Source organism: Klebsiella sp. CSG-1, from assembly GCF_056521145.1.
Window position 1 is genome coordinate 1 of record NZ_JBWNLD010000019.1, and the last position, 25,102, is coordinate 25,102.

Consider the following 25,102-nt stretch of genomic DNA (forward strand, 5'->3'; position numbering starts at 1 on the left):
GAGACACTTAAAACCCTCATTGAAGCGGTGGTAACAAGTGAATCACCCGTTCTGGATACAACGCTTGTGCAACGCATCGCACGTATACACGGCTTCACTCGCGCTGGCAGACTGATACGTGAACGCGTAATGGAAATTGTGGATCAACACTATCACCTTGCAGCCGATCACTCAGGTGAAAACTTCGTCTGGCTGTCCGCTGAGCAACGTGCTGACTGGAATGCGTTTCGTTTGCCTGCCACGGATAACGACATTCGCCAGGTTGACGCGATCCCTAGTGAGGAATTGCGCGCACTGGCGCTGAGTATTAAAGGTGACAATAAGATACAGGAAATGACCCGCTCGCTTGGAATTAAGCGCCTGACCAGTCAGGCAAAAAAAAGGATTGAATCAATACTTAATGTTGTTTGAAGGTCAACCGTGTGGAAAACCACTTTTAGAGACTAATAGTCTGAAATATAGAGTCTTAATCGACCATTTTGAGACCGGATGTATTAAAGTCGATTTCTGACACCTCTTATCGTGGTTTTCCACATCACCAACATCGACCAGTTGGGCGTAATTAAGGAGTACTAACCTGCTCCCCGTATTTTCACACAGACTGCTGTTAGTTACTTCCGCTTTTGGCACAAAGCAGACGTTAAGACTTACAGCATCGGGAAACTTCTGGATGCCGCGTCAGCGGCATGGAGGCGCCAGATGAGGTTACATGTGTCTGTGGAGTCAAATGGCGCCGAAAGCCCGGCGTAGCCGGTTACCTGGCTATAAACTCTGCCACCCTACCCCCTGCCCTGATTAGCCTTAACCCGCTTACAGCAATGAAGAAGTAAAAGTAATCCCTTTTAACCCCGGTGAGCGGGCTTTACGGCGTTTACGACGTAAAGGGCGTGATTTCCGGGGCCTTAGTGGCGGCAGCTTGCTGCTGACGCTTAGGGGGATGTTCTTCAGTTATTTCAGCGACACCAGGGAACTTAACACGGTAGCTGGCAAAGCCATACCCGCTTAAAACATCACAGAAGCCTCTGTACGCGGTCGGAGTGGACCCGACAAGGCGACAGCCGCAGTCGGGGCGTATCTCCGCGTTAGTGCCGTCAGGCGCTTACGAGCGTATACCCCGGGATTACAGCAGCACGACTTACAGCGATGAAGAATAAATAGTTACAACACCCATCATTAAAAGCGACATCACTCCCGGCCTTCGGCCGGGGGCGGCGGCGCTTTTCAGTGGTGGGATGAGTTATGTAGTTACCGCTGTGCACGGAACTGAATAGTGGTCTGAGAGGGGCTCAGTGTTGCAGGACGGCGCCGGAGGTTTGTTTAAATGGTTAATTGAATGCTGTAACTAAAGTGTTTGCTGGTGCTGTGCCCGCCGTTTGCCGGCGGGAGGTACTTCTCGATTCTGAGCGGCGCGGGCGTTTGCGACCGCTGCCAGCGAAGGCCTCATTGAGACTGTCCACAGGACAGACGGCGAACAGGTTTTCCTTTGAGATGAAAGAGATTCAGATCTTTAAAAGAAGTACAGAGCAGGTATTTAAAGGGAACCATGCGGTCTGTAATTCTTTCGACGGGCACCCAGGAAACGTGTCGGGTGTAGCCTTGTGAATAGTTCCCTTGCAGTTAAATGTGTATAAGTAAAATCCGGTCAAAAAACCGGGGCCGGAGACCTGAAATTTCATCCACGGAAAGGAAAAATCAGGAGGTGGCCGTGGTGGCTGTTACAGGAATGGTCAGAAATCAGGCAACTGCAGAAGACGGGCGAGCGAAAGTCTCCGGCGTCGGCCGGATAAAAAAGTGGGAGGTTTATATGGGCTCGGGGTACGGCGCCAGGCGGGTATAGTTATTGCCCCGGGATATCAGCATTCGTTCCGTCACACGTCGCTCCACCTCACGCTTCAGCGCGTCATGATCGCCTCTGAAGCGGCCGGTGGCATATTCACGGGTCAGCTGCTGACGAACGCGCGTCTCTATATCCTTACGCTGGCGTGAAGCATCCCGGCGAGCTGTCGCTCGCTTCTGGCCATGTGATTTACGCTCAGCCTGGTAGCTACGAAAACGCTCGCGTACAAAACGCCAGGATTTAGCGATCAGCTCGTCCATTTCCAGTTGTGGCAGGCTCTGCTTTTTACGCTGTTTGTTTTCCCACTCCACACGGCTACGACGCGCGGCCACGACAGCGACATCTGACACATCCAGAGCCTGAAAAAGAGCCGGCGTGAACGTCATGTCGGTCGGGATGTTACAGCCAATCTGCGGGTCATATTCCGTGGTGTAGGTGATCAGGCACAACTCGGACATAAAGCGCAGCGCACGGGTCGCCCGCGAGATAGAGAGATTGCCACTTGCGGATTCCGTGGCCAGCCCGCACTCGATGGCCATATTGGTAATCGAGCGCTGCACGCGATTGGCCAGCGGATCATAATGGAAGCACATTGCCTGCAGGAGCGCGTCAATTGCACGTCGACGCAGTATAGGAGGCATGCGGCGGCGCTTACCCAGTGAGCGGGCAAAGGCAACATGGATTGAAAAATCAAAGGTAGCGGTGAAGCCTTCGGCTTTGGCCATCAGCTTACGACAGAACGGCAGTGTCTTTTTGCCTTCACGCGCCATAAAACGCGGCTCGGCATTTTTAACCTGAACGTAATGAAATGAGTTTTCTGAATTCTGGTCAGCCACCGCTTCCTGCGCTTATGTTGCACGGAAGGAGTGAGCACAGAAGGTCTTGAACTTTTCTGAGCATGAATCTATACTCCCTGCATAGAGCAACAGCTTCTATGCAGTTTTGAAAGGCCCCGTTAATCTTTTCGCTCCGCCAAGAATGAAGAAGATTATCGGGGTTTTTGCTTTTCTGGTTCCAGGTAAATTCCCCATCCGAACCAGTTCCCTGCCACCTTGCGGCGTGGCCAGCCAGAAATCTCTAAACGATCAGTAATCTAGCACTCAAAGCCGGATGGATCAAGAATGTGACGTCGTTACATCAATTCCAAGCTTCGCGGACTCCATTTCAATAAGCCTTTCAATCATTTCTGCCTGAGTAATTCCTTCACTCTCACACATGATTTGAAGCTGATTTTTAAGTGAATCGCGCACAAACACCCTCACCTCTTTGTGCGTCGTTTTTTTACGCGCAACAGCCTTCTGCTGCCGTTCTGCAGCAGAAAGTGGTTTCCCTTTTCTGTAGGGGCGTTTAGATGAGGAAGTAACTGCGTTTATGGCCTGTGACATCTCTGCCTCCTCAAGCATTTAACTAAATACCTGAACAAAGATACTACAGCTGGCCTGATGCGGCGAGTGGCTATGTTATTTTTTGTTATATAACCTAATCTCCGTTGGCGCGAAGTTCAGGTTAAAAAACGTAACGATTTTCAGTACGTACTCTGCCAGTCCGTTCCCTGTGCCCAGCGGGATGCCCAGTGGTTCAGGTAACTGTGGGCGACAACCGGGTCATCCCACACGACCAGCACATTCTCTGAATTCGAACGGTCCGCAGCCCGACTGAAATTGAAAGAGCCGACCTCGGTATTGCGTTTGTCTGCGACGATCACTTTGTCATGAAGGATCGTATATACGTCGACGGTGCGGACAGGGATACCCGCGCTGACCAGCACGTTCATGGCGGCCACGCTGGCTTTCCCGGTATTCGCCTTCTGGTCCAGTACTACCCTGATATCCACTCCACGCCGTTTTGCCGCAATAAGCGAGCGAGTCACCTCCGGCGACGTGAAGGAGTATCCCATCAGGCGGATTTCCTGCTGCGCTGAATCGATGGTCTTCAGGACCAGCTGCAGGGCCGTTCCTTCCGGGGAAAAGCCGGTCTCGATGGACGCGGCGTTGACTGCCGGCACTGGCGTGTAAAGCGCCAGACTGAGCAGTCCGGGCAACCACCACCGGCTGGCTGGGGTTTGACGGGTCGTTCTTTTTTCTATACTCATACGATTTCACTCCTGATGACATTCAGTGATGTCGTGTCGGTGCTTCAGAAAATCCCTCACACACCTGACCAGTTTCTCTGAATCCCGCTCCCGCAACAGCGGAATGCCGGCCTGGCGAAGTACCTCTTCCAGCAGAATATCCCGGCGTACCCGATGTTTTTTCAGGTGCGAGGCATCATCCAGTTCGACAGCGGCCACAATGGCAAAGGTCGTGATATCCACCACCACCACATCGCAGTGCCACTGTGAGGCCATCCGGAACAGCTGCCACCAGGTCCGGGAGCGAGGCCGGATATGAGGTGCCAGGCTGGCGATATCCGCCACCCGCACCTGCGGGCACAGAAGCCAGCGTTTCTGGTCGGTGTGCTTCAGCAACGCCCGGTAAAAATGCTGTTCCCGTGGCGTCATCAGCATGTCATTGCTCACCCAGGCCCGCTGACGACACAGTCGCTGTTCCGCCTCGGTGGTGCGAATACCCGCCGCTTTCAGTGCCTGCAGTACCGGAGAGGTCTTCCCCGTTGTTCGTCCCTTCACAAGCAAAACAAGAAAACCCAGCAGACCCAGTACTATGACGATGGCGCCCGTCATCATTAATATTTTTGCCATTCCGGGCCTCGCTTTATAACCATATCAATCCATATGTGTTTCTTTACTCTGTTCAGCATTCCACTCAGCCCTTCTGAAAGAATTTTCCCCGGAGATTTCTTTGCTGCAATAAAAAACCGCATATGAATTTCCTTAAATTTGTTTCAGCGCTATTGCCGCTGTCACAATAGCCTGCAGGGGATGCATCGGTAATTGATTGCTGTAATTTAGCCAGACACGACGTAAAACTTCTCCGTCTTTGATATAGTGCGGCCTTCGGCTTATTGACTCCTTATCAATACAAATGCCACGAAAAAGTGGCCTGGAACCGACTTTATAGAATTCATGCCGTTCTTCATTGCTCATTTTCATCACCAGTCGATTGAGATAGCGTGAAACCAGAGCAAATGAACGAAACGATGAAAAGTCACCGTTGAAATCCACGACACCACCTTTCAGTAATTTAAATTGCCCCGAAGTCATGACAAAAGCCCGGGAGGGTTTTACTGGTATCGTCCATGTCGCATGGTATTTGTATATCCCTCTCTCCTTTTCGATCCATGCCTCCCCTACAAAATCGACGTCTTCATTTAGTTCCCCGGAAAACATCACCTCTTTATATTTCCCTAAAAAATAGATGTCACCGACCCTCATATCTCTGACTTCACGCTGACACCATACGGGCATATGACAATAGCGCATTAAATCGCGAACAGTCTTCACAGCATCAAGCTTCATTAGTTCACCTTTTTAATTGGTCAATTCTTTTAATTGAATAACAAGCGTAACGAGCCAGCTCTTGTCAGTTCTGTTTATAACGGTATTTCCACGGCTGAACGGGATTCAGGCGTCGCCGGCAATCGCTCCCGATGAGTCTGATGCGCAGTCCCGTCAACGCTCAGTCCCTCTTCTGATGCACCAGGCATCTGCCGGCAACCGATCCAGCAACGCACGTCGGTATCTGTTCGGCACCCCCTGACCAGCCACGAGGTCAGCAATCAGGACCGATATGGCGGAAATCAACAGCACGTAGTGAAGGACGATGCCGGCCAGCTGCACAAGCTCTGTTGCGGGCATAGTTCGCAGGGCGGTCACCAGACGGATACCGTCCTGCGGAAATCCCCACACCAGAAGACCCGCACCTGCCAGTATCGCTGCTGGCGCATAAAGGCATCCCCGGGAGACAAGCCGGACCACCAGGTCGATAAGGTCACGCATCTGCTGGTGATAGGGGTTCGAGGTTCAATCGTGTAAAAAACCACGTTAAGGCAATAATTCATTGTTTGAATTGAAATTTAATGGCCTCAACTCTCCCTTCAGAATATTTTCCGGCAGCGTGAACGTATAATGTCCCAGCATGTTGATATGACCGTACATCAGTGGCGACAGGCGTGAGATATGCTCGTCTTCCGGGATCTCACCAGCGCTGCGCAAATGTGATAGCGCTTCCTGCATATAAAGCGTGTTCCACAATACAACTGCGTTAGTGACAAGCCCCAGCGCACCCAGTTGATCCTCCTGCCCCTCACGGTAACGTTTTCTAATCTCACCACGTTGGCCGTAACAGATCGCCCTTGCCACGGCGTGACGGCCTTCTCCCCGGTTAAGCTGAGTCAGTATCCTGCGACGATATTCTTCATCATCAATGTAGTTGAGGAGGTACAGCGTCTTGTTGACCCGTCCCACCTCCATAATCGCCTGCGCCAGCCCTGACGGACGGGAACTTTTTAAAAGCGAGCCCACAAGTTCTGAGGCGTGGACTGTACCCAGCTTCAGAGAACCGGAAACCCTCATCATTTCATCCCATTGGGTTTCTATCTTTGACAGTTCAACGCATCCCCGCGCCAGCTCATCCAGTACCCCGTAGTTCGCATTTTTATCTGCACGCCAAAATACCGCCTCACCGGCATCTGCCAGGCGGGGCGAAAACTGGTAGCCCAGCAGCCAGAACAGGCCAAAGATAATGTCGCTGGACCCTCCAGTGTCCGTCATAATCTCCACCGGATTCAGCCCCGTCTGCTGCTCCAGAAGCCCTTCCAGCACAAAGATAGAGTCACGCAACGTACCGGGGATAACGATGCCGTGAAAGCCGGAATACTGGTCAGAAACAAAATTGTACCAGGTGATCCCACGCCCTGAGCCAAAGTATTTTCTGTTAGGGCCAGAGTTCAGCGTTTTTACAGGAGTGACAAAGCGCATCCCATCTGCAGAAGCCACTTCTCCGCCGCCCCAGCGCTCAGACAGTTCCAGCGTGGACTGAAAATCGACCAACCGGGCATTAGCGCTGACCAGCGTTTCAGCCCGAATGTAGTTTTGTTTTACCCAGCTCAGACGGTGGCGGGTCAGTGCCGGAATACTGTGTTTGATCAGCGGTTCATGTCCGATATTGCAGGCTTCAGCGAGCAGTACGGCACACAGGCTGATGTTAAGATCCTGAGCACGGGCTTCAGACTCACTCACATGAGTGAATTCGCGGGTAAAACCAGTCCGGGCGTCAATTTCAAGCAGCAGCTCTGTCAGATCAACAGGGGGGACCAGCTGCCTGACGCGGCTGTTCAGAAGAATCAGCGGCTGCGGTTCTTCCAGTTTTTCCAGACTGCTGATGGTCAGGGACGGATATTTACCCTGATGACAGATGCTCACGGCAGCATTCAGCTCAAAGCGTGAGGCCACCGTTTTCCAGGTTTCGTCCAGTTCGGTTGCCAGCTGTTTAACGGCATTTCCACCATCGGTGGGGTGTCCAAGCGCCCGGCATACGGCGATCCGCTGAGCCTGCCATTCTTTCCCCTGAAGAAACTTCTGACGCGGATCGCCCCAGCGATCGCTGTTCTCCAGCCAGATATCGCGGCGACGCAGCGAATCCTGAAGGCGTTCCAGCAGGCACAATGAGTATCCTGCACGCTGTATCCGGCCTTCGGAGTCGTACACCAGACGTTTCCAGGGACCTGTAATGATCTGCTCAGGCGCATTCTCCAGGAGGCGTTTTTTCGAACCACTCAGTTCGGCCAGGTAATGTATGGCCGATAGCGTATTTTCGCCGGCAGGGGCAGACTGAAAATGTAAATCACGCAGCATCGCTGGCAGAAAGCGCTTAACCCGTCCATATTGCTCGACCATTTCATCCTGGAAATTTGTGTCCTGCGGGCGGGCAAGCTCATTGACTTTACCTACGGATTCCGCCAGCCGGTTCTTTGGTACGTGGCTGAAAATAGTCTGACGCAGCGCTGCGTCATCCATTTTATCATCCAGTAAAAGCGTACATGCATGTGCCAGAAGTAGCGCCGCGCGATCAAGATCTTTGAGCGTTCTGAGCCGTTTTTTCTGCCCGGTTTGCTTCGCTGAACGCGTGATATTGAGGATCAGCAGATCCAGAACATCGACAGCCTCATCGAGTGCCAAAATTTCCTGTGCTTTAACAAACGCGGTCAGGATGGCCAGCCGCCGTTCCTCCGGCATTCTGGCGATATATTTTACCGAAGCCATGCCAGCATAACGAGCCAGGTTGCGGAGTTGAATTGCAGGCAGCCCGGCAAAATTCAGCCGGGAAAACTCCAGGCTGCGCAGGCGTGTGTAGCGCTGAAGTGCGTCAGTAAAGGCCGGACCACTGACGTTGACGGGCCCTTTTCGTATCTGCTCCATCACGGAAACCCGCTGTCCTTCCGGTATGACAAGCAGACCGGCCAGTTGCTCAGTCTGCCAGCTGTCAGGTAATGCAGCCAGTCTGCGCCACAAACGCCTGCTTGCCCGCTCACGAATTTCGCCAATGAGCCTCGTCAGCGCTGAGGCTGCGGGCAACAATACTTTATTCTGGAGCAACCATGCCGTGGCAAAATCGAACATCAGACCGGGGCGCTCGTTACTGAGCCATGTGCGGATATAAAGCAGACGTTTCAGTCTGAACGACCAGGGGAAATCGCCAAAATCATGGTAGTCAGAGTGTTGCCTGATCAGCCTTTGATGCTCCCAACGGGTATTCTCTCTCTGGGCGTATCGGGCCATGATCTCAGGGCGATGAATGTTCAGCTGTAATGCAACGTAATTTCGGACGCCGGGAGGTATTTGCAAGGGATCGGTCTGGAAGGTTCCCAGAAAACGGGCCGTGGTTAGCTGAAGGGCAATCCCAAATCGGTTATGTTTCCCCCGGCGCTGATTAATAAAAACAAGATCGCGTTCATCAAGATGAAAATACCGGGCCAGCTGAACCTCGTTAGGCTCGGCGGCATACCGTCCGTAGTTTTCGGTCTGTTCACTGGTCAGAAAACCGTCACTCATCCCGCATCCTTTCGTAAGGGTATCGCTCTGCTCAAATTTTGATAGTCTCAGATATTATAAGTTTTGAGACCTTTTAAAGTGCGTGCTTACATGAGTATCAAAAATCGTGTTTTATGCTTTATGATACTACGCAGTATCAGTATCGATTTGTGAGACCAATATGGCATTACTGGGATATGCAAGGGTATCAACGAGCCATCAGAAACTGACGGCGCAGATCATGGAGCTGAAATCTTCAGGCGTCAGAGATGACCGGATTTTTACTGACATGATGTCGGGCGCCACGGACGAACGTGAAGGGTTACAACGGCTGCTTGCCCGTGCCGAAAAAGATGACATTATCATGTGTACCAAAATGGACCGGCTTGGCCGCAACACAGCGGATATGATCCACATTGTTGATGCCTGCTATAAAAAGGGAATAGCCATCCGGTTTCTGGAGAATGGACTGAGTACTGAAGGCACGATGGGTAAAATGGTCATTCAGATCCTTGCTGCCGTTGCTGAAGCTGAGCGGGAGCGGATCCTGGAGCGCACAAACGAAGGCCGGGTCATCGCCATGGCGGCAGGCGTCAGGTTTGGACGGAAACCTCATCACAAATCGGCCGCCGCACTGGAGCTTATCCGGCACGAAACGCCCATTAAACTGGTGATGGAGAAAACCGGCATATCCAGGGCCACCTATTTCAGGTTAAAAAAACTGGGCCCAGGCAGTTAACCCGACGCAGGCAGCGATTTTTTCCTGTGCCGGAAAGGGTTTCGCGGTTGATGCTGATGATCCCCTGCTTAAAAACAGAGTTAACATTGCCCACAATATTGCTGGTTTTGATGAGCCGTTAAAGGAGTTTTATGAATGGATGGATGTATCTGGTGATTGCCGGCATAGCCGAAGTCTTTTATGCCGCGTCAATGCTCCGGACTGAGGGATTTACCCGGATCTACCCCAGTATTTTTTGCCTGACATTTATCGGTGTGAGCATGTACTTTTTGTCCCTGGCAACACGGACTATTCCTGTAGGAACCGCTTATGCGGTCTGGGTCGGGATTGGTGCTTTAGGGACAGCAGCGTACGGAATAATTTACTTAAATGAAGATAAGGGCCTGTTACGCATTGCCTGTTTCGGACTGATTCTGGCGGGTATCATTGGCCTGAAAATTCTGGCAGGACACAAGCAGCTGTAGGTTCTCATCCATAAACAGAACTCCGGGGGCATTCTGATTTTAGACATCAGCATGCCTCTCCCTTTCCCCTTTTTGAAATGGGACATTACCCGCTACATTAATAACAGGCGAGAGAACCGACATAACCGGGGGCGGCCAGGAAAAGTTGCCATGATTGACAAAAAGACTGCTTTTTGTTTGTACCTGCATGATTAACGGTGCGAATTTTTTCGGCAAACTATAAATGCGGGCACCAGTGTGATGATAAGCACCTGAATAAATGCCGACGGTAATGAAGGTGGCCCTGTTGATTAATAAGTTTGCAGGGAAATAAAAATCCCCGTCATCACGGGGATTTTCCGGACCCGAATGCGTTACCGGGAAGGATGCGAAGGAGAAAAGCGCAGTATCAGCATACCCGCCAGTGCTGCCAGTACAGAGCCGGCAAGTACCCCCACCTTGACCTCGTCCACCAACAGGGGGCTTTCTGCAAACGCCAGGTTGCCGATAAACAGGCTCATGGTAAACCCTATTCCGCACAGGACCGATACGCCGTAAACCTGCAGCCAGGTACTTTTTTCAGGCCGTTTTGCCAGGCCCAGGCTGACGGCCAGCAGCGACAGGCCGAAAATGCCCGCCTGCTTGCCAACAAACAGGCCCAGCGCAACGCCGACCGGTACCGGCGACATCAGGTCATCAGCCGTCATACCGGAGAGCGCGACCCCCGCATTTGCGAAGCCAAACAGCGGCAGTATCAGAAACGTCACCCACGGATTGATGCCGTGCTCCAGCCGGGCAAGAGGGGATTGTTTATCCGGATCGGTTACCCGCAGCGGGATAAAGAGCGCCAGCAGGATACCCGCGATGGTGGCGTGCACCCCGGACTGAAGCATGAAAAACCACAGCACGCCCCCCGCCAGCAGATAGGGAAACAGCCGGGTAATCCCGGCACGGTTCATGATAAACAGCAGAGCAACCGTGACCGCCGCACCGGCCAGCATCAGAAACGAAATATTACTGGTATAGAAGAGCGCAATAATAGCCACTGCGCCCATGTCGTCCAGAATAGCCAGCGCCGACAGGAAAATTTTCAGCGAGGCAGGTACGCGACTGCCCAGCAGTGCCAGTACCCCGAGCGCAAAGGCAATGTCCGTGGCGGCAGGAATTGCCCAGCCAGCGAGGGTTTCATCGCTGCCCGCATTAAACCATACGTAAATGGCCGCAGGCACGGCCATCCCGCCCAGCGCGGCAAATCCCGGCAGCGCGCGCTGGCCCCAGGTGGCAAGCTGACCGGTGAGAAGCTCGCGCTTGATTTCCAGGCCGACCATCATGAAGAACACGGCCATCAGGGCGTCGTTTATCCAGTGCTCAACGGAGAGGCCGGCGGCGTTGTATTTCAGGAATACCTCATATCCCTCCCTGAGCGGAGAGTTAGCCACGATGATAGCGGCTGCTGAGGCGATGATGAGCACGATGCCGCCGGCTGCGGGCGAGCTGAAAAATGCAGATGGCACTTCTGACATCCTCTTTTTATTTCTGTCTGGGATTTCTGACACACTCCCTCCCTTTATTCAAAAAAAACAGGCCTTCCCCTGATATACAACCGCTGGTTATCAGAGGATAAGCCGGCTGAGCTACGCTGAAGATATAAAAAATACGATAATTAATTGCTGATAAATTAACGAATTAGCGTGACGTTAATTTTATCATAACGTCCGGCCCGCTTCAGGCGGAAGAGGTAAAGCCCTGTAAAGCTGCCGCAGGCAGGGGCATTTTTATCCGTCATCAGCCACACGCTCACAGCAGCCATGTGACGACAAAAAAACCCAGGGCAGTCATCAGAATGGAGCCGGTTACGTGTACCAGCAGTGAAGTAAACGCCCAGAAATAATTACCGGACTGCAGCTGTGAGAATATTTCCAGGGAAAACGTGGAAAACGTGGTCAGCCCACCGCACAGCCCGGTGATAACAAGTAATCGCCAGGCCGGATCCAGGTCAGGATGGCGCATGAACCAGGCCAGCGACGCACCAATGATAAATCCGCCCGCAAGGTTCACTACCAGCGTGCCCGGTGGCAGGTCAGGAAACAGGCTGTTCAGGCGTGCGCCAAGCAGCCAGCGGATCAGGCAGCCAGCGGATCCACCAATGATAATGGCCAGATAAGATTTCACGGGGTTTACCTCTGTGTCAGAGGGAGTATGCAGGCTGATGATACGGGGCGGCCTGACATACTCCCGGTTAAAGGGGAGTAATATCAGGCGTCATCAGCTTCTCAGGGGAAGCGGTTGGGTAAGGTGGAACGCCATCACCTCGCCGCAATTCTGGCCCGGTCACGGGCGTTAATCAAGCGGCTATCCACTGTTTTTGTGCGACTCCCCCTGCGGCGGGCATGAGGAGCCCGTTTTCAGGCTTGACCTGAAGAGCATTAAAAATTATCGTTTCGGCAGCATTTTATATCTGACTGTGAGTCATGCACATTACGCCACCCTGAGTTTCTCTTCGCCCGTCCTTTATCAGAGAGCCTGCCGCGACAGCCAGTCCGCGCCGGGTACCGTTCTCTCATATCCGTTACGGGACTGCCACCTTTCACGGTGAACCCGCGTGTACCTGCTTCAGGGACGCAGGCGCCGTGTCCGCAGCAGCCGGTACGGACACGTCGTGATTAATCGGCGGGCTGCAGCCCGCCTTCAGGGATATTCATGCGTCAGCTTTTTCGGTTTATGTTTCATCACGCCTCTCACCTTACGTTCGGTGCGATGCTGATGGCCATGTCCAGCTTTGGACAGACCTATTTTGTCTCACTTTACGGGCAGGATTTTCGTGAGGCCTTTGGGCTCACCGACGGCGGACTGGGCGGCCTGTACGCAATCGGAACGGTGATGAGCGCCATCACGCTGACCTGGGCCGGACGGCTGATTGACTACACCACGACCCGCCGCTTCACGCTGGCGGTCACCCTTTTGCTGCTCACGGCCTGCCTGCTGGTTTCCGGCGCACAGGCGGCGTGGATGCTGTGCATCGGGTTTTACTTTCTGCGCCTCGGCGGCCAGGGACTGATGGTGCATACTGCGCTGACCGCAACGGCGCGCCAGTTCCCCCTTGATGCAGGCAAGGCGCTCGGCGCCATCGCGCTGGGGCTCTCGCTGGCGCAGGCCGTTTTTCCTGTGATTGCGGTGCAGATAAGCGCGCTGACGGGATGGCGCGCTGCCTGGGGCATCAATGCCGGAATGCTTGTTGCCGGCGTGGGGGTCGCGCTGATGTTTTTGCCCCGCGGGAAAGAGAAGCCGCTGCGTACGTTCAGAAAGCGGGGTGAGGAGAAAGAAAAAGAGGCGCCGGTATGGCGAAACCGCAACCTGCTGCTGGCGCTGCCTGTCGTGCTGGCCTCCCCCTTTATCACCACCGGCTTCTTCTTCCACCAGGCGAGGCTGGCACAGGAGAAAGGCTGGGAGCTGTCGTGGGTGGCGGTATGGTTTATTGCCTATGCCATTACCCAGGCGGTATCGCTGCTGTCGTTTGGCCCGCTGATTGACCGGCTCTCACCACGCAGGCTGCTGCCGTGGTTTCTGATGCCACAGGCCCTGGCCATGCTGGCGCTATGGCTCAGCAACGGTCAGTGGGTGACGCCTTTTTACCTGATTATGACCGGCGTATCGTCGGCCATTGCCTCAACGCTTGCCACCGCGCTCTGGGTACAGCTGTTTGGTCCGGCGCAGCTGGCCAGGGTGCGCTCGGCGGTTGAGGCAGGGACGGTGATTGCCAGCGGGGCATCCCCGGTAATCATGGGCGTGCTGATAGATAACCATGTCACCCTGCATCTTCAGGCCCTGTTCTGCCTGGTCTACATTCTTGGCGCCAGCCTGCTGGCCACCGGTATCAGGACGGATGCGCCGCAATAACGCGCCTTTACCTTCATACCCGTCATCCTCTTTCCCCTGTGAAGGCGGGCCTGATATCAGGCCCGCCTGTTTCATCGCAGCATCAGCAGGGGCTGACGGCTTTCAGACAGCATTTCCGTGGTGTGGCTGCCAATAAAGAATCGCCGTAACCGGGAGTGCCCGCAGGCCCCCATTACCGTGAGGTCGATATCATGGGCGTCCGCGTAGCGGCACAGCGCCCCGGTTACGGACTCGTCTTCCAGCAGGCGTGTCTCGGTCGTGATACCGGCTTCCTGAAGAACAGCCTGCGCATCCTGCAGGGCTGACATGTCACCGTTGACCATCACGATATGACAGCTCAGGCCGTGCAGCAGCGGGCTGACCGTCAGGCGCGTCAGGTTTTTACGGCTCTCACTGCTGCCGTCGTACGCAAACATCACCCGCGCCGGCGGCGTAAACGTCTCCGGCACAATCAGCACCGGGTTTTTCTGCAGGCGAATGACGCTTTCCAGATGGCTGCCTACCTGATTCTGCGTCCCGCGGCGCCCCAGCACCATCAGCCGGACTTCGCCCAGCTCCGCCAGGATTTCGTCCAGTGCGCCGTGCTTTTGCAGCAGCTGTGCGTCCGGCTGTCCGGTCTGCTTCAGGAGCTCCGCACAGCCGGCCAGCACGGCCTTGCCCTGCGCCATCAGCAGCCGGCTGCGCTCACCCTCGACGCGGACCAGCGCTTCGGTCAGCTGCTCCCGGCTGTCAATACCAATGCTCCCGGTCAGGTCAGACACGGCGGGAGTCTCACTCTTTTCGAGCACGTGCAGCAGCGCCAGCGGCGCGCCAAGTTTACCGGCTGCCCAGGCAGCATACTCACAGACCGGCCGGGTTGACGGCGAGCCGTCAACGCAGGCAATAACGGTGTTATTCATGATGCTTTCTCCAGTAAATTAATGGCCACCCATCAGCTTTTCCACTTCTTCAGGCTTGTCATGCACTCCGAAGCGGTCAACGAGGGTGCGGGTCGCGTCATTCATACCCTTGATCTCCACTTCCGTGCCTTCGCGACGGAACTTGATAACCACCCGGTCCAGCGCGCTCACGGAGGTGATATCCCAGAAGTGGGCGTGCGTTACGTCAATCACCACGCGCTCCACCGCTTCACGGAAGTCGAAGTGGCTCATAAAGCGATCGGATGAGGCAAAGAATACCTGGCCGGCTACGGTATAGGTGCGGGTGTCGTCCTTCAGCTCAGAGGAGACCGCCATAAAGCGGGCGACCTTGGTGGCGAAGTTCAGCGAGGCAATCAGCACGCCGGTGAGCACGCCAAACGCCAGGTTATCGGTCGCCACCACCACCACCACGGTGGCCAGCATCACCACGCTGGTTGACAGCGGATGGCTGCGCAGGTTGCTGATGGAGCGCCAGGAGAAGGTGCCGATGGAGACCATGATCATCACCGCCACCAGAGCCGCCATGGGTATCCGGGACACCCAGTCGCGCAGGAACACCACCATCAGCAGCAGCACCACGCCGGCGGTGAGCGTGGAAAGCCGCCCGCGCCCGCCCGATTTGACGTTGATCACCGACTGGCCAATCATCGCGCAGCCCGCCATGCCGCCGATAAAGGAGGTGCAGATGTTGGCCACGCCCTGCGCCTTGCACTCGCGGTTTTTATCGCTCGGCGTGTCGGTCATGTCGTCCACGATGGTGGCGGTCATCATCGACTCCAGCAGCCCCACCACGGCAAGTCCTGCCGAGTACGGCAGAATAATCATCAGCGTGTCGAGGTTAAGCGGGATATCCGGGATCAGAAACACCGGCAGGCTGTCCGGCAGTTTGCCCATGTCACCCACGGTGCGCACGTCCAGGTGCAGCCACATGGAAATGGCGGTCAGCACGATGATGCAGACCAGCGGCGAGGGAATGGTTTTGTTCAGATACGGGAAGAGATAAATGATGCCCAGGCCCGCAGCGGTCAGGGCATAAACGTGCCAGGTGACGTTAGTCAGCTCCGGCAGCTGCGCCATAAATATCAGGATGGCCAGCGCGTTCACGAAACCGGTGACCACCGAGCGGGAGACGTAGCGCATCAGGCTGCCCAGCTTCAGGTAGCCGGCCGCCAGCTGCAGTACGCCGGTCAGCGCCGAGGCCGCCAGCAGATACTGCAGGCCGTGGTCTTTTACAAGCGTGATCAGCAGCAGCGCCATCGCACCGGTGGCGGACGATATCATTGCCGGACGGCCGCCGAGGAAGGCCATAACCAGGGGAATACAGAACGCAGAGTAGAGCCCGACCTGCGGGTCGACTCCGGCGATGATGGAAAAGGCGATCGCTTCGGGAATAAGCGCGAGCGCGACCACAATACCGGCAAGGACGTCACCACGGACGTTACCCAGCCAGTCCTTACGCGTCGAGGACAGCAGCATAGTCATTTCTCAGTTTTTGATTACGGTCAGCCCGTGAGGGCAAAAATTTTACGTACGAAAAAGCACATCCGCAGACGGGATGTTTTTGAGTGCGCGCCGAAGTTTATTCAGTGCGACAGAGGAGGGGTACGACTCAGGGTGGCGTAAGACGCATGGTGGTGTTTATCACTCCTTCACGGCTGACAGAGCAGCGCGGGTAATCAGAAAGACCGGATGAACAGACGTTCAGTACCGGCCACAAATGCCCGCCGGGCAGATGAACCACGGCAAAAAGCGCTTTTTACTCTACACGAATTGTTAACGGGGTCAACGCGCAGGGCAAAAACGCTGTTCATGGAATGCCGGTCAGGCGCATCCGGACGGAAAGTCCTTCTGCATGCTCAGGCTCGTCCGGCGTTCGCACATACATATGATTAAGTGAATATAAATTTGACGGAGAAAGTTTCACAGGTACACTCAGGTCAGTCACAATAAGGAGTCACCATGCCACCCGTGTCCCCCCTGCAGCTTTTTAAAAGCCTTTCCGACGAAACCCGACTCAGCCTCGTGCTGCTGCTACGCGAAAAAGGGGAGCTCTGCGTCTGTGAACTTACGTCCGTGCTGAAAGAAACTCAGCCCAAAATCTCACGGCATCTGGCTCTGCTGAGAGAAAACGGGCTGCTTACCGACCGGCGGGACGGAAAATGGATCCACTATCGTCTGTCGCCTCATATGCCGGCGTGGGCAGCGGCGGTTATCGAACAGGCTTATCTCTGCCAGCGGGATGATATCCGCCAGCTCAGCCGGCAGGCTGAACGCGATAACGCCACCACCAACGGCAAGCCTGTCTGCATTTAAAAATTTACCGGTATATATCTGGATTATCGAATATATTACGCATCGAAAATTTATCAGTCCGGTTTAACAGGCATTTGTATTCAATAGGAGCGGGTATGTTTCTGGCAGGTGCGATTTTCATCCTGACGCTGGTACTGGTCATCTGGCAGCCGAAGGGGCTGAGCATTGGCTGGAGTGCCGTCATCGGTGCGGCGCTGGCGCTGCTGACCGGCGTGGTGCACATCGGTGATATTCCGGTGGTCTGGCAGATTGTCTGGAACGCCACGGGCACGTTCATTGCGGTCATCATTATCAGCCTGCTGCTCGATGAGTCCGGCTTTTTTGAGTGGGCCGCGCTGCACGTTTCCCGCTGGGGAGGCGGCAGGGGCCGGCTGCTGTTCACGTATATCGTTCTGCTGGGTGCCGCAGTGGCGGCGCTGTTTGCCAATGACGGAGCCGCGCTAATTCTGACGCCGATCGTTATTGCCATGCTGCTGGCGCTGGGATTCACTCCCGGCTCCACGCTGGCGTTTGTGATGGCAGCGGGCTTTATCGCTGACACCTCCAGCCTGCCGCTCATCGTATCGAACCTGGTGAACATCGTAACGGCTGACTTCTTTACGCTGGGCTTCAGCGAGTACGCATCCGTCATGGTGCCGGTGAACATTGCCTCCATTGCGGCCACGCTGGTGATGCTTCATCTCTTTTTCCGCAGGGACATCCCGGTCACCTATGACCTGGCGAAGCTGAAGGCACCGCGGGAAGCCATCCGGGATGCACGAACCTTTAAGGCTGGCTGGGTGGTTTTGGTTCTTCTGCTGGTTGGCTTTTTTGCTCTGGAGCCGCTCGGCGTGCCGGTCAGCCTGGTGGCGGCGGTGGCGGCGTTTATTCTCTGGCTGGTTGCCCGCAAAGGACACGTGATTGACGCCGGCAGGGTGCTGAAAGGCGCGCCCTGGCAGATCGTTATCTTTTCGCTGGGCATGTATCTGGTGGTATACGGACTGCGTAACGCCGGACTGACTGATTACCTTTCCGCCGCCCTGAACCGGTTTGCAGAGCACGGCGTATGGGGCGCAACGCTCGGCACCGGCTTCCTGACGGCGGCACTCTCGTCCGTCATGAACAACATGCCCACCGTGCTGGTTGGCGCGTTGTCGATTGACGGTAGTAGCGCACAGGGCGTGGTGAAGCAGGCGATGATTTACGCCAACGTCATCGGCTGTGACCTCGGCCCGAAAATAACCCCTATCGGCAGCCTCGCAACCCTGCTGTGGCTGCACGTGCTGGCACAGAAAAACATCACCATCAGCTGGGGCTATTACTTCCGCGTGGGCATCGTGATGACCCTGCCGGTGCTTTTTGTCACGCTGGCCGCGCTGGCCCTGCGCCTGTCTGTTTAACTTTAACCCCGGGGCTGCGCCCGTGCAGCCCCTTTACGGAGTACCGCTTATGACTGACATTACCATTTACCACAACCCGGCCTGCGGGACATCCCGCAATACCCTGGCGCTTATCCGTAACAGCGGCGCCGAACCCACGGTTATTCTGTATCTGGAAACGCCGCCGTCACGCGATGAGCTGAAGAAGCTGATTGCGGATATGGGCATCGGCGTGCGCGACCTGCTGCGCAAAAATACCGAACCGTACGAACAGCTCGGCCTGGCAGAAGACCGCTTCAGCAATGACGAACTGCTCGATGCCATGCTGGCTCATCCGATCCTCATTAATCGCCCGGTGGTAGTGACACCGCTCGGCACGAAGCTGTGCCGTCCCTCCGAAGTGGTTCTGGACATACTGCCGGACCCGCAGCAGGGCGCGTTTACCAAAGAGGACGGCGAAGCCGTCATTGATGGGGTCGTCTCAGAAAACGGAAAATAAAGCACGCTAAGCGTGCGTGGAGGCTGGCACCCAGCGGTACAGCGTCGGAATGGACACGCCGAGGTTCTTGGCCACGTCCTTGGGCGGCACCCCGCTGGCCAGCAGCTTCTTGGCCGACTCGATCTTGCTGTCGGTCATCTTCGGCTTGCGGCCGCCTTTGCGGCCGAGCTGCTTGGCGACTTCCAGCCCGGCGCGGGTGCGCTCGACGGTCAGCTCGCGCTCCATTTCGGCAAGGCTCGCCATGACGTGGAAGAAGAACCGCCCGGATGGTGTGCCGGTGTCGATGGAGTCGGTGAGGCTCCTGAACTGGACACCGTGCTTGTGCAGCTCGCCGACCAGATCGACCAGTTGCTTGACCGACCGGCCCAGCCGGTCGAGCTTCCAGACGACCAAAGTATCGCCTTCGCGCAGCATTTCGAGCGTCTTGGCCAAGCCAGGCCGGTCTGCCCGCGTGCCACTCACCTTGTCCTCGAAGACCTTTTTACATCCGGCCTTGCTCAAGGCTTCGCGTTGCAGCTCCAGGTTCTGATCCTGCGTCGAGACGCGCGCATAGCCAATCAACATGGCTTGTCTCGCGCCCGGTCGATGCGTTCCTGCATCGCCTGCATCACTTCTTCGTGGGTGTACGATCTGGCGTTGGCGTCGGTGGCTTGCCGCAGGGCTTCCTCAACCTCGCGCGTCATCCGCTCGTAATCCTCCGGCCACAGCGCTTGCTCCATGCGCAGCGACGCCTGACCCAGCAGGTGCAGCAGGCTGAACAGCCGCATGTCGTTGGTGGCGACGATGCGCTCCCGAATCTGCTCCTGAATAGCTTCGCTAGCCCGATGCGCTTGTGGTGTGGCAGTCCCCTCGTAGTCAGCGGGGAATTCCGCTTCCTCGGCAATCCTTGCCCAGGCGCTGGCCAGCGCCTCGATGGTTGACGTGCTCATTTCCGCCGCTCCTGTGCTCTTTGGCGAATCAACCGGCCAAGGGGCCTCGACGCGAAAACCAGCAGCATCACGCCTATCGGATACCAGGTCGAGAAGACCACCAAGGCATCGAAGGCTGGCCGTCCGGTGTTGGTAGGCAGTACGGCGGTCACAGCCATCAACCCGCCGACCGTCCAGATGATGCGCCACACGTAGGGCATCACGCGGGGCACGTAGCCGTCATCGAAAGCGGTCTGGTAGTAGCGGCGCAGGCCGCGCTCGGCAAGCGCCTGGCGCTGCCGCTCCGACAGCGCATCCGTCCGGCCATACCAGCGCCGGAATGGTGGACAGCGCAGCAGCAAAGGGGTGAAGAGGATCATCACCGCCACGATCGCGACACCCCACGCCATGACGGCGCCGGCATCGGGCCGCTTGGCGTTCTCGATCACGGGCGCGAAGACGCCCGGAGCACCGATCATCCAGAACAGCGCAATGTGCTGATGGAAGGAGAGCTTCATTTGCTCATCCACTTGCGCAGCAGGCGCTTTTTCAGGGAGGCGCGTTCTTGCGGGTTGCGTCCCTTGTGATTGGCGATGCGATCCGCCGTGGCGGCCTGGCGCTTGACGGGCCAGTAGGAGCGGCCATCCTTGCCCATCGACCAGACGCTGCTGGCCTGGTTTTCCAGCAGGGGCAGATGGGCGCTCAGGGCTTCGGGCGACGCGCTGGTCAGCGCCGTGCGCTCACGGGTGCGCCAGCGCTGATGCCAGAGCTTCTTGTCCTCGCGCTCGCTGCCGCAGGTCGTGTGCCCGACGATGGGTGTTTTGCGGCGGCTGCGGCTCATAACGTAGTGGTCTCCAAGAACATTCAGGACTGATCCCAGGCGTCGATGGTCAAGACCTGATCGGCAGGACAGGCGGCTACGCGGTCGGGAACTGGATGGTGTTCAGTCTCATGCCGACCCCATTCGATTGATCGCGTCGCTTGCGGCACGCTGCGACGCAAGGAGGTTTGCGACCTGGTTTAGCAGCCGTGTCCGCTGCATGTCTGTTACCTATCTCCCCGACCGCTCATTGGACCAACTCCAGAGATTGGGCTCTATCGCTCAGCCAATACGAAACCGGCATTGGCTGATGCCACAACCGAGACTAACACAAATGGCTCGGTACCTGTATTTCGCGCCCCGTGCACTTGGCCCGGTCTTGCCACGGCTATCTCACCTTCCCTGAGGGCACGAACAATCCCATTGCCCTGAAAGTAATCAGCCATTCCCGACAAAACAGTCCACGTGTCTTGGCCGTGAGGATGAATGTGAGCCGCAATTTCCTGCCCGGGATGGACATGCCAAACCACGATAATTGAGTCTCGGGTTTCAAGCACAACGGAACGAATAGGCTCGCCTTCGGACGGCTGAACATACTCGGCTACAGAAAATATTCTCGATTCAACAGTCATCGGAGATTCCTCTTTCACAGTTGTCGTTACGGTCTTCATCGTCGGCATCCTGACGCACGGCGGGCAATTGCTGGAGCAACGCCGGCAGCCATTCCTGTACCGTCTCCCACACCACATCGAGGTTGATGTCGAAATAGCCGTGAGCCATGCGATTACGCATATTGCGCATGCTGCGCCACGGCACGTCGGCATGCGCCTGGGTGAACTCGACGTAGCCATCCATCACCTTTGTGGCCGCCTCGCCGATGACGATCAGGCTCATGATGACGGCCTGCTGGGTGCGCTTGTCGGCCAAGAAGTCGTCCTTGGCCATCCCTTCCACGAAGCTGCGCGCATCGGTTGCGGCCTGCTGAATGTGGTCGAGGTAATCGGGCAGGCGGTTCTCGCTCATATCGGTTGCGCCTCCGCGAGCACCTTGGCCCGGAACTTCGGCGGCAGGTCGCCGGGAGTCAGCAGATCGACGTCAACGCCGAGCAGCGATTTCAGTTCTTCTTCCAAATCGCCCAAGTCCAACAACGTGGCACCGGGCAGCGCATCGACCAACAGGTCGAGGTCGCTGCCATCCCGGTCGGTGCCATGCAGCACCGAGCCGAAGACGCGCGGGTTCGCGGCGCGAAAGCGGCCTACCGCTTCACGCACTGCGCTTCGCTTCATGTCAAGCACAACAGACGGTCGCATGCGCATCCTTTCTTATCGAAACTCGTTGAGATGATATGCAATCAAGAATAGAATTTCAAGAACTATTTTCGAGAATCGCAATGCCTTGATTCCCGTGCCGCGCCGGTTGCCTTGGCGGGCTTGTCACAAACCTACGTTTTCAAGAAGAAGGAAACCGCATGCCCCGCCGTTCGATCCTCTCCGCCGCCGAGCGCGAAAGCCTGCTGGCGTTGCCGGACACCAAGGATGAGTTGATCCGTCACTACACGTTCAGCGAAAGCGACCTCTCCATCATCCGGCAGCGGCGCGGCCCGGCCAATCGGCTGGGCTTCGCGGTGCAGCTCTGCTACCTGCGCTTTCCCGGCGTCATCCTTGGCGCTGATGAGCCACCGTTCCCGCCATTGCTGAGACTGGTCGCCAACCAGCTCAAGGTCGGCATCGAAAGCTGGGACGAGTACGGGCAGCGTGAGCAGACCCGACGCGAGCACCTGGTCGAGCTGCAAACGGTGTTCGGCTTCCAGCCGTTCACGATTGGCCACTACCGGCAGGCTGTCCAGTTGCTGACCGAGCTGGCCATGCAAACCGACAAGGGCATCGTGCTGGCCAGAGCCTTGATCGAGCACCTGCGGCGGCAGTCGGTCATTGTGCCCGCCCTCAACGCCGTCGAGCGGGCGAGCGCCGAAGCGATTACCCGCGCCAACCGGCGTCTCTACGACGCCTTGGCTGAGCCGCTGACGGACGTGCATCGCCGTCGCCTCGACGATCTGCTCAAGCGCCGCGACAACGGCAAGACGACGTGGCTGGCCTGGCTGCGGCAATCCCCGGTCAAACCGAACTCGCGGCACATGCTGGAACACATCGAACGCCTCAAGGCGTGGCAGGCGCTCGACCTGCCCTCCGGCATCGAGCGGCTGGTTCACCAGAACCGGCTGCTCAAGATCGCCCGCGAGGGCGGCCAGATGACGCCCGCCGACCTGGCGAAGTTCGAGCCGCAGCGGCGTTACGCGACCCTGGTGGCGCTCGCCATCGAGGGCATGGCCACCGTCACCGACGAAATCATCGACCTGCATGACCGCATCCTGGGCAAGCTGTTCAATGCCGCCAAGAACAAGCATCAGCAGCAGTTCCAGGCATCCGGCAAGGCGATCAATGCCAAGGTGCGGCTGTTCGGGCGCATCGGCCAGGCGCTGATCGAGGCCAAGCAAGCGGGCCGCGATCCGTTCGCCGCCATCGAGGCCGTCATGTCCTGGGATGCTTTCGCCGAGAGCGTCACCGAAGCGCAGCGGCTCGCGCAACCCGAGGACTTCGATTTCCTGCACCGCATCGGCGAGAGCTACGCCACGCTGCGCCGCTACGCGCCGGAATTTCTCGACGTGCTCAAGTTGCGGGCCGCGCCCGCCGCCAAGGACGTACTCGACGCCATCGAGGTGCTGCGCAGCATGAACAGCGACAACGCCCGCAAGGTGCCCACCGACGCGCCGACCGAGTTCATCAAGCCGCGCTGGCAGAAGCTGGTGATGACCGACACCGGCATCGACCGGCGCTACTACGAACTGTGCGCGCTGTCGGAGCTGAAGAACGCGCTGCGCTCCGGCGACATCTGGGTGCAAGGCTCGCGCCAGTTCAAGGACTTCGAGGACTACCTGGTGCCGCCCGCGAAATTCGCCAGCCTCAAGCAGGCCAGCGAATTGCCGCTGGCCGTGGCCATCGATTGCGACCAGTACCTGCATGACCGGCTGACGCTGCTGGAAACGCAGCTCGCCACCGTCAACCGCATGGCGCTGGCCAACGAGCTGCCGGACGCCATCATCACGGAGTCGGGCCTGAAGATCACGCCGCTCGATGCGGCGGTGCCCGATACCGCACAGGCCCTGATCGACCAGACGGCGATGATCCTACCGCACGTCAAGATCACCGAATTGCTGCTGGAGGTAGACGAATGGACGGGCTTCACCCGGCACTTCGCCCACCTGAAGTCAGGCGACCTGGCCAAGGACAAAAACCTGTTGCTGACCACGATCCTCGCCGACGCGATCAACCTGGGCCTGACCAAGATGGCGGAATCGTGCCCCGGCACGACCTACGCCAAGCTGGCCTGGCTGCAAGCCTGGCACATCCGCGACGAAACCTACGGGGCGGCACTGGCCGAGCTGGTCAACGCGCAGTTCCGACATCCCTTCGCCGAGCATTGGGGCGACGGCACCACGTCATCGTCGGACGGCCAGAACTTCCGCACCGGCAGCAAGGCCGAGAGCACCGGCCACATCAATCCGAAATACGGCAGCAGCCCAGGGCGGACGTTCTACACCCATATCTCCGACCAGTACGCGCCGTTCCACACCAAGGTCGTGAACGTCGGCGTGCGCGACTCGACCTACGTGCTCGACGGCCTGCTGTATCACGAATCCGACCTGCGGATCGAGGAGCACTACACCGACACGGCAGGGTTCACGGACCACGTCTTCGCGTTGATGCACCTGCTGGGCTTCCGCTTCGCCCCGCGCATTCGTGACCTGGGCGACACCAAGCTCTACATCCCGAAGGGCGATGCCACCTACGAGGCGTTGAAACCGATGATCGGCGGCACGCTCAACATCAAGCACGTCCGCGCCCATTGGGATGAAATCCTGCGGATGGCCACCTCGATCAAGCAGGGCACGGCGACGGCCTCGCTGATGCTCAGGAAGCTTGGCAGCTACCCGCGCCAGAACGGCCTGGCCGTCGCCCTGCGTGAGCTGGGACGCATCGAGCGCACACTGTTCATCCTGGACTGGCTGCAAAGCGTCGAGCTGCGCCGCCGCGTGCATGCCGGGCTGAACAAAGGCGAGGCGCGCAACGCGCTGGCCCGCGCCGTGTTCTTCAACCGCCTGGGGGAAATCCGCGACCGCAGCTTCGAGCAGCAGCGCTACCGGGCCAGCGGCCTCAACCTGGTGACGGCGGCCATCGTGCTATGGAACACGGTCTATCTGGAGCGGGCCGCGAACGCCTTGCGTGGCCACGGTCAAGCCGTCGATGACGGCCTGTTGCAGTACCTGTCGCCGCTCGGCTGGGAGCACATCAACCTGACCGGCGATTACCTCTGGCGCAGCAGCGCCAAGATCGGCGCGGGCAAGTTCAGGCCGCTACGGCCGCTGCAACCGGCTTAGCGTGC

The 25,102-nt window shown here is 57.1% G+C and carries 26 protein-coding genes, 2 pseudogenes and 1 riboswitch; of the genes and pseudogenes, 9 read left to right on the top strand and 19 right to left on the bottom strand.

Annotated features, from left to right (window positions below):
- The coding region (locus tag AC007G_RS26550) for a DUF3320 domain-containing protein (protein WP_479466731.1) at positions 1 to 411 on the top strand (411 nt) is incomplete at its 5' end.
- Positions 412 to 1,800: 1,389 nt separating this feature from the next.
- Here the strand turns inward: AC007G_RS26550 and repA are convergent.
- A complete protein-coding gene (gene repA / locus AC007G_RS26555) occupies positions 1,801 to 2,673 on the bottom strand; it encodes an incFII family plasmid replication initiator RepA (RefSeq protein WP_074173330.1) in 873 nt (290 codons plus the stop codon).
- Positions 2,666 to 2,737: a RepA leader peptide Tap gene (tap, locus tag AC007G_RS26560; protein WP_071887233.1), complete on the bottom strand. Its 72-nt coding sequence runs from the start codon at positions 2,735 to 2,737 to the stop codon at positions 2,666 to 2,668. The genes repA and tap overlap by 8 nt, the downstream gene beginning before the upstream one ends.
- 78 nt (positions 2,738 to 2,815) lie before the next feature.
- Here tap and AC007G_RS26565 point away from each other — a divergent pair.
- A pseudogene (locus AC007G_RS26565) lies at positions 2,816 to 2,929 on the top strand (replication protein RepA).
- Between the two features lie 23 nt (positions 2,930 to 2,952).
- Here AC007G_RS26565 and AC007G_RS26570 read toward each other — a convergent pair.
- The 6 genes and pseudogenes from AC007G_RS26570 to AC007G_RS26595 all read right to left on the bottom strand — a co-directional run bounded on the left by AC007G_RS26570 (position 2,953) and on the right by AC007G_RS26595 (position 8,786).
- Complete coding sequence (locus AC007G_RS26570; protein WP_040118434.1) at positions 2,953 to 3,222, bottom strand: replication regulatory protein RepA; 270 nt, start codon at positions 3,220 to 3,222, stop codon at positions 2,953 to 2,955.
- A gap of 140 nt (positions 3,223 to 3,362) precedes the next feature.
- A complete protein-coding gene (locus AC007G_RS26575) occupies positions 3,363 to 3,929 on the bottom strand; it encodes a phospholipase D family nuclease (protein ID WP_051800686.1) in 567 nt (188 codons plus the stop codon).
- 6 nt (positions 3,930 to 3,935) lie between these two features.
- Positions 3,936 to 4,535: a DUF2726 domain-containing protein gene (locus AC007G_RS26580; protein WP_063923534.1), complete on the bottom strand. Its 600-nt coding sequence runs from the start codon at positions 4,533 to 4,535 to the stop codon at positions 3,936 to 3,938.
- 132 nt (positions 4,536 to 4,667) lie between these two features.
- A complete protein-coding gene (locus AC007G_RS26585; RefSeq protein WP_064406706.1) occupies positions 4,668 to 5,252 on the bottom strand; it encodes a hypothetical protein in 585 nt (194 codons plus the stop codon).
- Positions 5,253 to 5,405: 153 nt separating this feature from the next.
- Positions 5,406 to 5,744 (bottom strand): annotated as a pseudogene (locus AC007G_RS26590) (hypothetical protein); the annotation flags it as partial.
- Positions 5,745 to 5,777: 33 nt separating this feature from the next.
- Complete coding sequence (locus tag AC007G_RS26595) at positions 5,778 to 8,786, bottom strand: Tn3 family transposase (RefSeq protein WP_004118541.1); 3,009 nt, start codon at positions 8,784 to 8,786, stop codon at positions 5,778 to 5,780.
- A 160-nt stretch (positions 8,787 to 8,946) separates the two neighbouring features.
- On the opposite strand from AC007G_RS26595, the gene AC007G_RS26600 reads away from it, so the two are divergent.
- Both AC007G_RS26600 and AC007G_RS26605 read left to right on the top strand, forming a co-directional pair.
- Positions 8,947 to 9,504 (top strand): recombinase family protein, encoded by a 558-nt coding sequence (locus AC007G_RS26600; RefSeq protein ID WP_004118540.1) that lies wholly within the window; start codon positions 8,947 to 8,949, stop codon positions 9,502 to 9,504.
- A gap of 131 nt (positions 9,505 to 9,635) precedes the next feature.
- Positions 9,636 to 9,968 carry a DMT family transporter gene (locus AC007G_RS26605; protein WP_004118538.1) on the top strand — a complete coding sequence of 111 codons (333 nt, stop codon included), beginning with the start codon at positions 9,636 to 9,638 and terminating at the stop codon, positions 9,966 to 9,968.
- 353 nt (positions 9,969 to 10,321) lie between these two features.
- Here the strand turns inward: AC007G_RS26605 and nhaA are convergent, their stop codons facing one another.
- Both nhaA and crcB read right to left on the bottom strand, forming a co-directional pair.
- Entirely contained in the window at positions 10,322 to 11,470 is a 1,149-nt protein-coding gene (nhaA, locus tag AC007G_RS26610) for a Na+/H+ antiporter NhaA (RefSeq protein WP_011977829.1), read from the bottom strand.
- Between the two features lie 274 nt (positions 11,471 to 11,744).
- Positions 11,745 to 12,119: a fluoride efflux transporter CrcB gene (crcB, locus tag AC007G_RS26615; protein WP_004118534.1), complete on the bottom strand. Its 375-nt coding sequence runs from the start codon at positions 12,117 to 12,119 to the stop codon at positions 11,745 to 11,747.
- A 77-nt stretch (positions 12,120 to 12,196) separates the two neighbouring features.
- A riboswitch (Fluoride riboswitch) is annotated at positions 12,197 to 12,267 on the bottom strand.
- Between the two features lie 380 nt (positions 12,268 to 12,647).
- Here crcB and AC007G_RS26620 point away from each other — a divergent pair.
- A complete protein-coding gene (locus AC007G_RS26620) occupies positions 12,648 to 13,844 on the top strand; it encodes an MFS transporter (protein ID WP_001549953.1) in 1,197 nt (398 codons plus the stop codon).
- Positions 13,845 to 13,915: 71 nt separating this feature from the next.
- Here AC007G_RS26620 and AC007G_RS26625 read toward each other — a convergent pair whose 3' ends face one another.
- Positions 13,916 to 14,743, bottom strand: a complete 828-nt coding sequence (locus tag AC007G_RS26625; RefSeq protein ID WP_004118529.1) for a universal stress protein — start codon at positions 14,741 to 14,743, stop codon at positions 13,916 to 13,918.
- Positions 14,744 to 14,761: 18 nt separating this feature from the next.
- Positions 14,762 to 16,240, bottom strand: a complete 1,479-nt coding sequence (locus tag AC007G_RS26630; RefSeq protein ID WP_001549885.1) for a SulP family inorganic anion transporter — start codon at positions 16,238 to 16,240, stop codon at positions 14,762 to 14,764.
- Between the two features lie 483 nt (positions 16,241 to 16,723).
- On the opposite strand from AC007G_RS26630, the gene AC007G_RS26635 reads away from it, so the two are divergent.
- The 3 genes from AC007G_RS26635 to arsC all read left to right on the top strand — a co-directional run bounded on the left by AC007G_RS26635 (position 16,724) and on the right by arsC (position 18,934).
- On the top strand, positions 16,724 to 17,077 hold the full coding sequence (locus AC007G_RS26635) for a metalloregulator ArsR/SmtB family transcription factor (protein ID WP_001549886.1): 354 nt from the start codon (positions 16,724 to 16,726) through the stop codon (positions 17,075 to 17,077).
- A gap of 95 nt (positions 17,078 to 17,172) precedes the next feature.
- Positions 17,173 to 18,456 carry an arsenic transporter gene (locus tag AC007G_RS26640; protein WP_001549887.1) on the top strand — a complete coding sequence of 428 codons (1,284 nt, stop codon included), beginning with the start codon at positions 17,173 to 17,175 and terminating at the stop codon, positions 18,454 to 18,456.
- 49 nt (positions 18,457 to 18,505) lie between these two features.
- Entirely contained in the window at positions 18,506 to 18,934 is a 429-nt protein-coding gene (gene arsC, locus AC007G_RS26645; protein WP_004118526.1) for a glutaredoxin-dependent arsenate reductase, read from the top strand.
- A 6-nt stretch (positions 18,935 to 18,940) separates the two neighbouring features.
- Here the strand turns inward: arsC and AC007G_RS26650 are convergent, their stop codons facing one another.
- From AC007G_RS26650 to AC007G_RS26680, 7 genes are all read right to left on the bottom strand, one after another.
- Positions 18,941 to 19,498 carry a recombinase family protein gene (locus AC007G_RS26650; RefSeq protein WP_004118524.1) on the bottom strand — a complete coding sequence of 186 codons (558 nt, stop codon included), beginning with the start codon at positions 19,496 to 19,498 and terminating at the stop codon, positions 18,941 to 18,943.
- Entirely contained in the window at positions 19,492 to 19,863 is a 372-nt protein-coding gene (locus AC007G_RS26655; RefSeq protein ID WP_003100853.1) for a hypothetical protein, read from the bottom strand. Before AC007G_RS26655 ends, AC007G_RS26650 begins: the two co-directional genes overlap by 7 nt.
- A complete protein-coding gene (locus AC007G_RS26660; RefSeq protein ID WP_003100856.1) occupies positions 19,860 to 20,360 on the bottom strand; it encodes a hypothetical protein in 501 nt (166 codons plus the stop codon). Before AC007G_RS26660 ends, AC007G_RS26655 begins: the two co-directional genes overlap by 4 nt.
- Positions 20,357 to 20,683, bottom strand: a complete 327-nt coding sequence (locus AC007G_RS26665) for a hypothetical protein (protein WP_003100858.1) — start codon at positions 20,681 to 20,683, stop codon at positions 20,357 to 20,359. The genes AC007G_RS26660 and AC007G_RS26665 overlap by 4 nt, the downstream gene beginning before the upstream one ends.
- Before the next feature lie 254 nt (positions 20,684 to 20,937).
- Positions 20,938 to 21,294: a cupin domain-containing protein gene (locus AC007G_RS26670; protein ID WP_000215515.1), complete on the bottom strand. Its 357-nt coding sequence runs from the start codon at positions 21,292 to 21,294 to the stop codon at positions 20,938 to 20,940.
- Positions 21,284 to 21,685 carry a HepT-like ribonuclease domain-containing protein gene (locus AC007G_RS26675; protein WP_001293886.1) on the bottom strand — a complete coding sequence of 134 codons (402 nt, stop codon included), beginning with the start codon at positions 21,683 to 21,685 and terminating at the stop codon, positions 21,284 to 21,286. Before AC007G_RS26675 ends, AC007G_RS26670 begins: the two co-directional genes overlap by 11 nt.
- Complete coding sequence (locus AC007G_RS26680) at positions 21,682 to 21,972, bottom strand: nucleotidyltransferase family protein (protein ID WP_001247892.1); 291 nt, start codon at positions 21,970 to 21,972, stop codon at positions 21,682 to 21,684. Before AC007G_RS26680 ends, AC007G_RS26675 begins: the two co-directional genes overlap by 4 nt.
- A 158-nt stretch (positions 21,973 to 22,130) precedes the next feature.
- Between AC007G_RS26680 and AC007G_RS26685 the strand changes: the two genes are divergently transcribed.
- Positions 22,131 to 25,097 carry a Tn3-like element ISPa38 family transposase gene (locus AC007G_RS26685; RefSeq protein ID WP_479466732.1) on the top strand — a complete coding sequence of 989 codons (2,967 nt, stop codon included), beginning with the start codon at positions 22,131 to 22,133 and terminating at the stop codon, positions 25,095 to 25,097.
- The last annotated feature ends 5 nt before the right edge of the window (positions 25,098 to 25,102 follow it).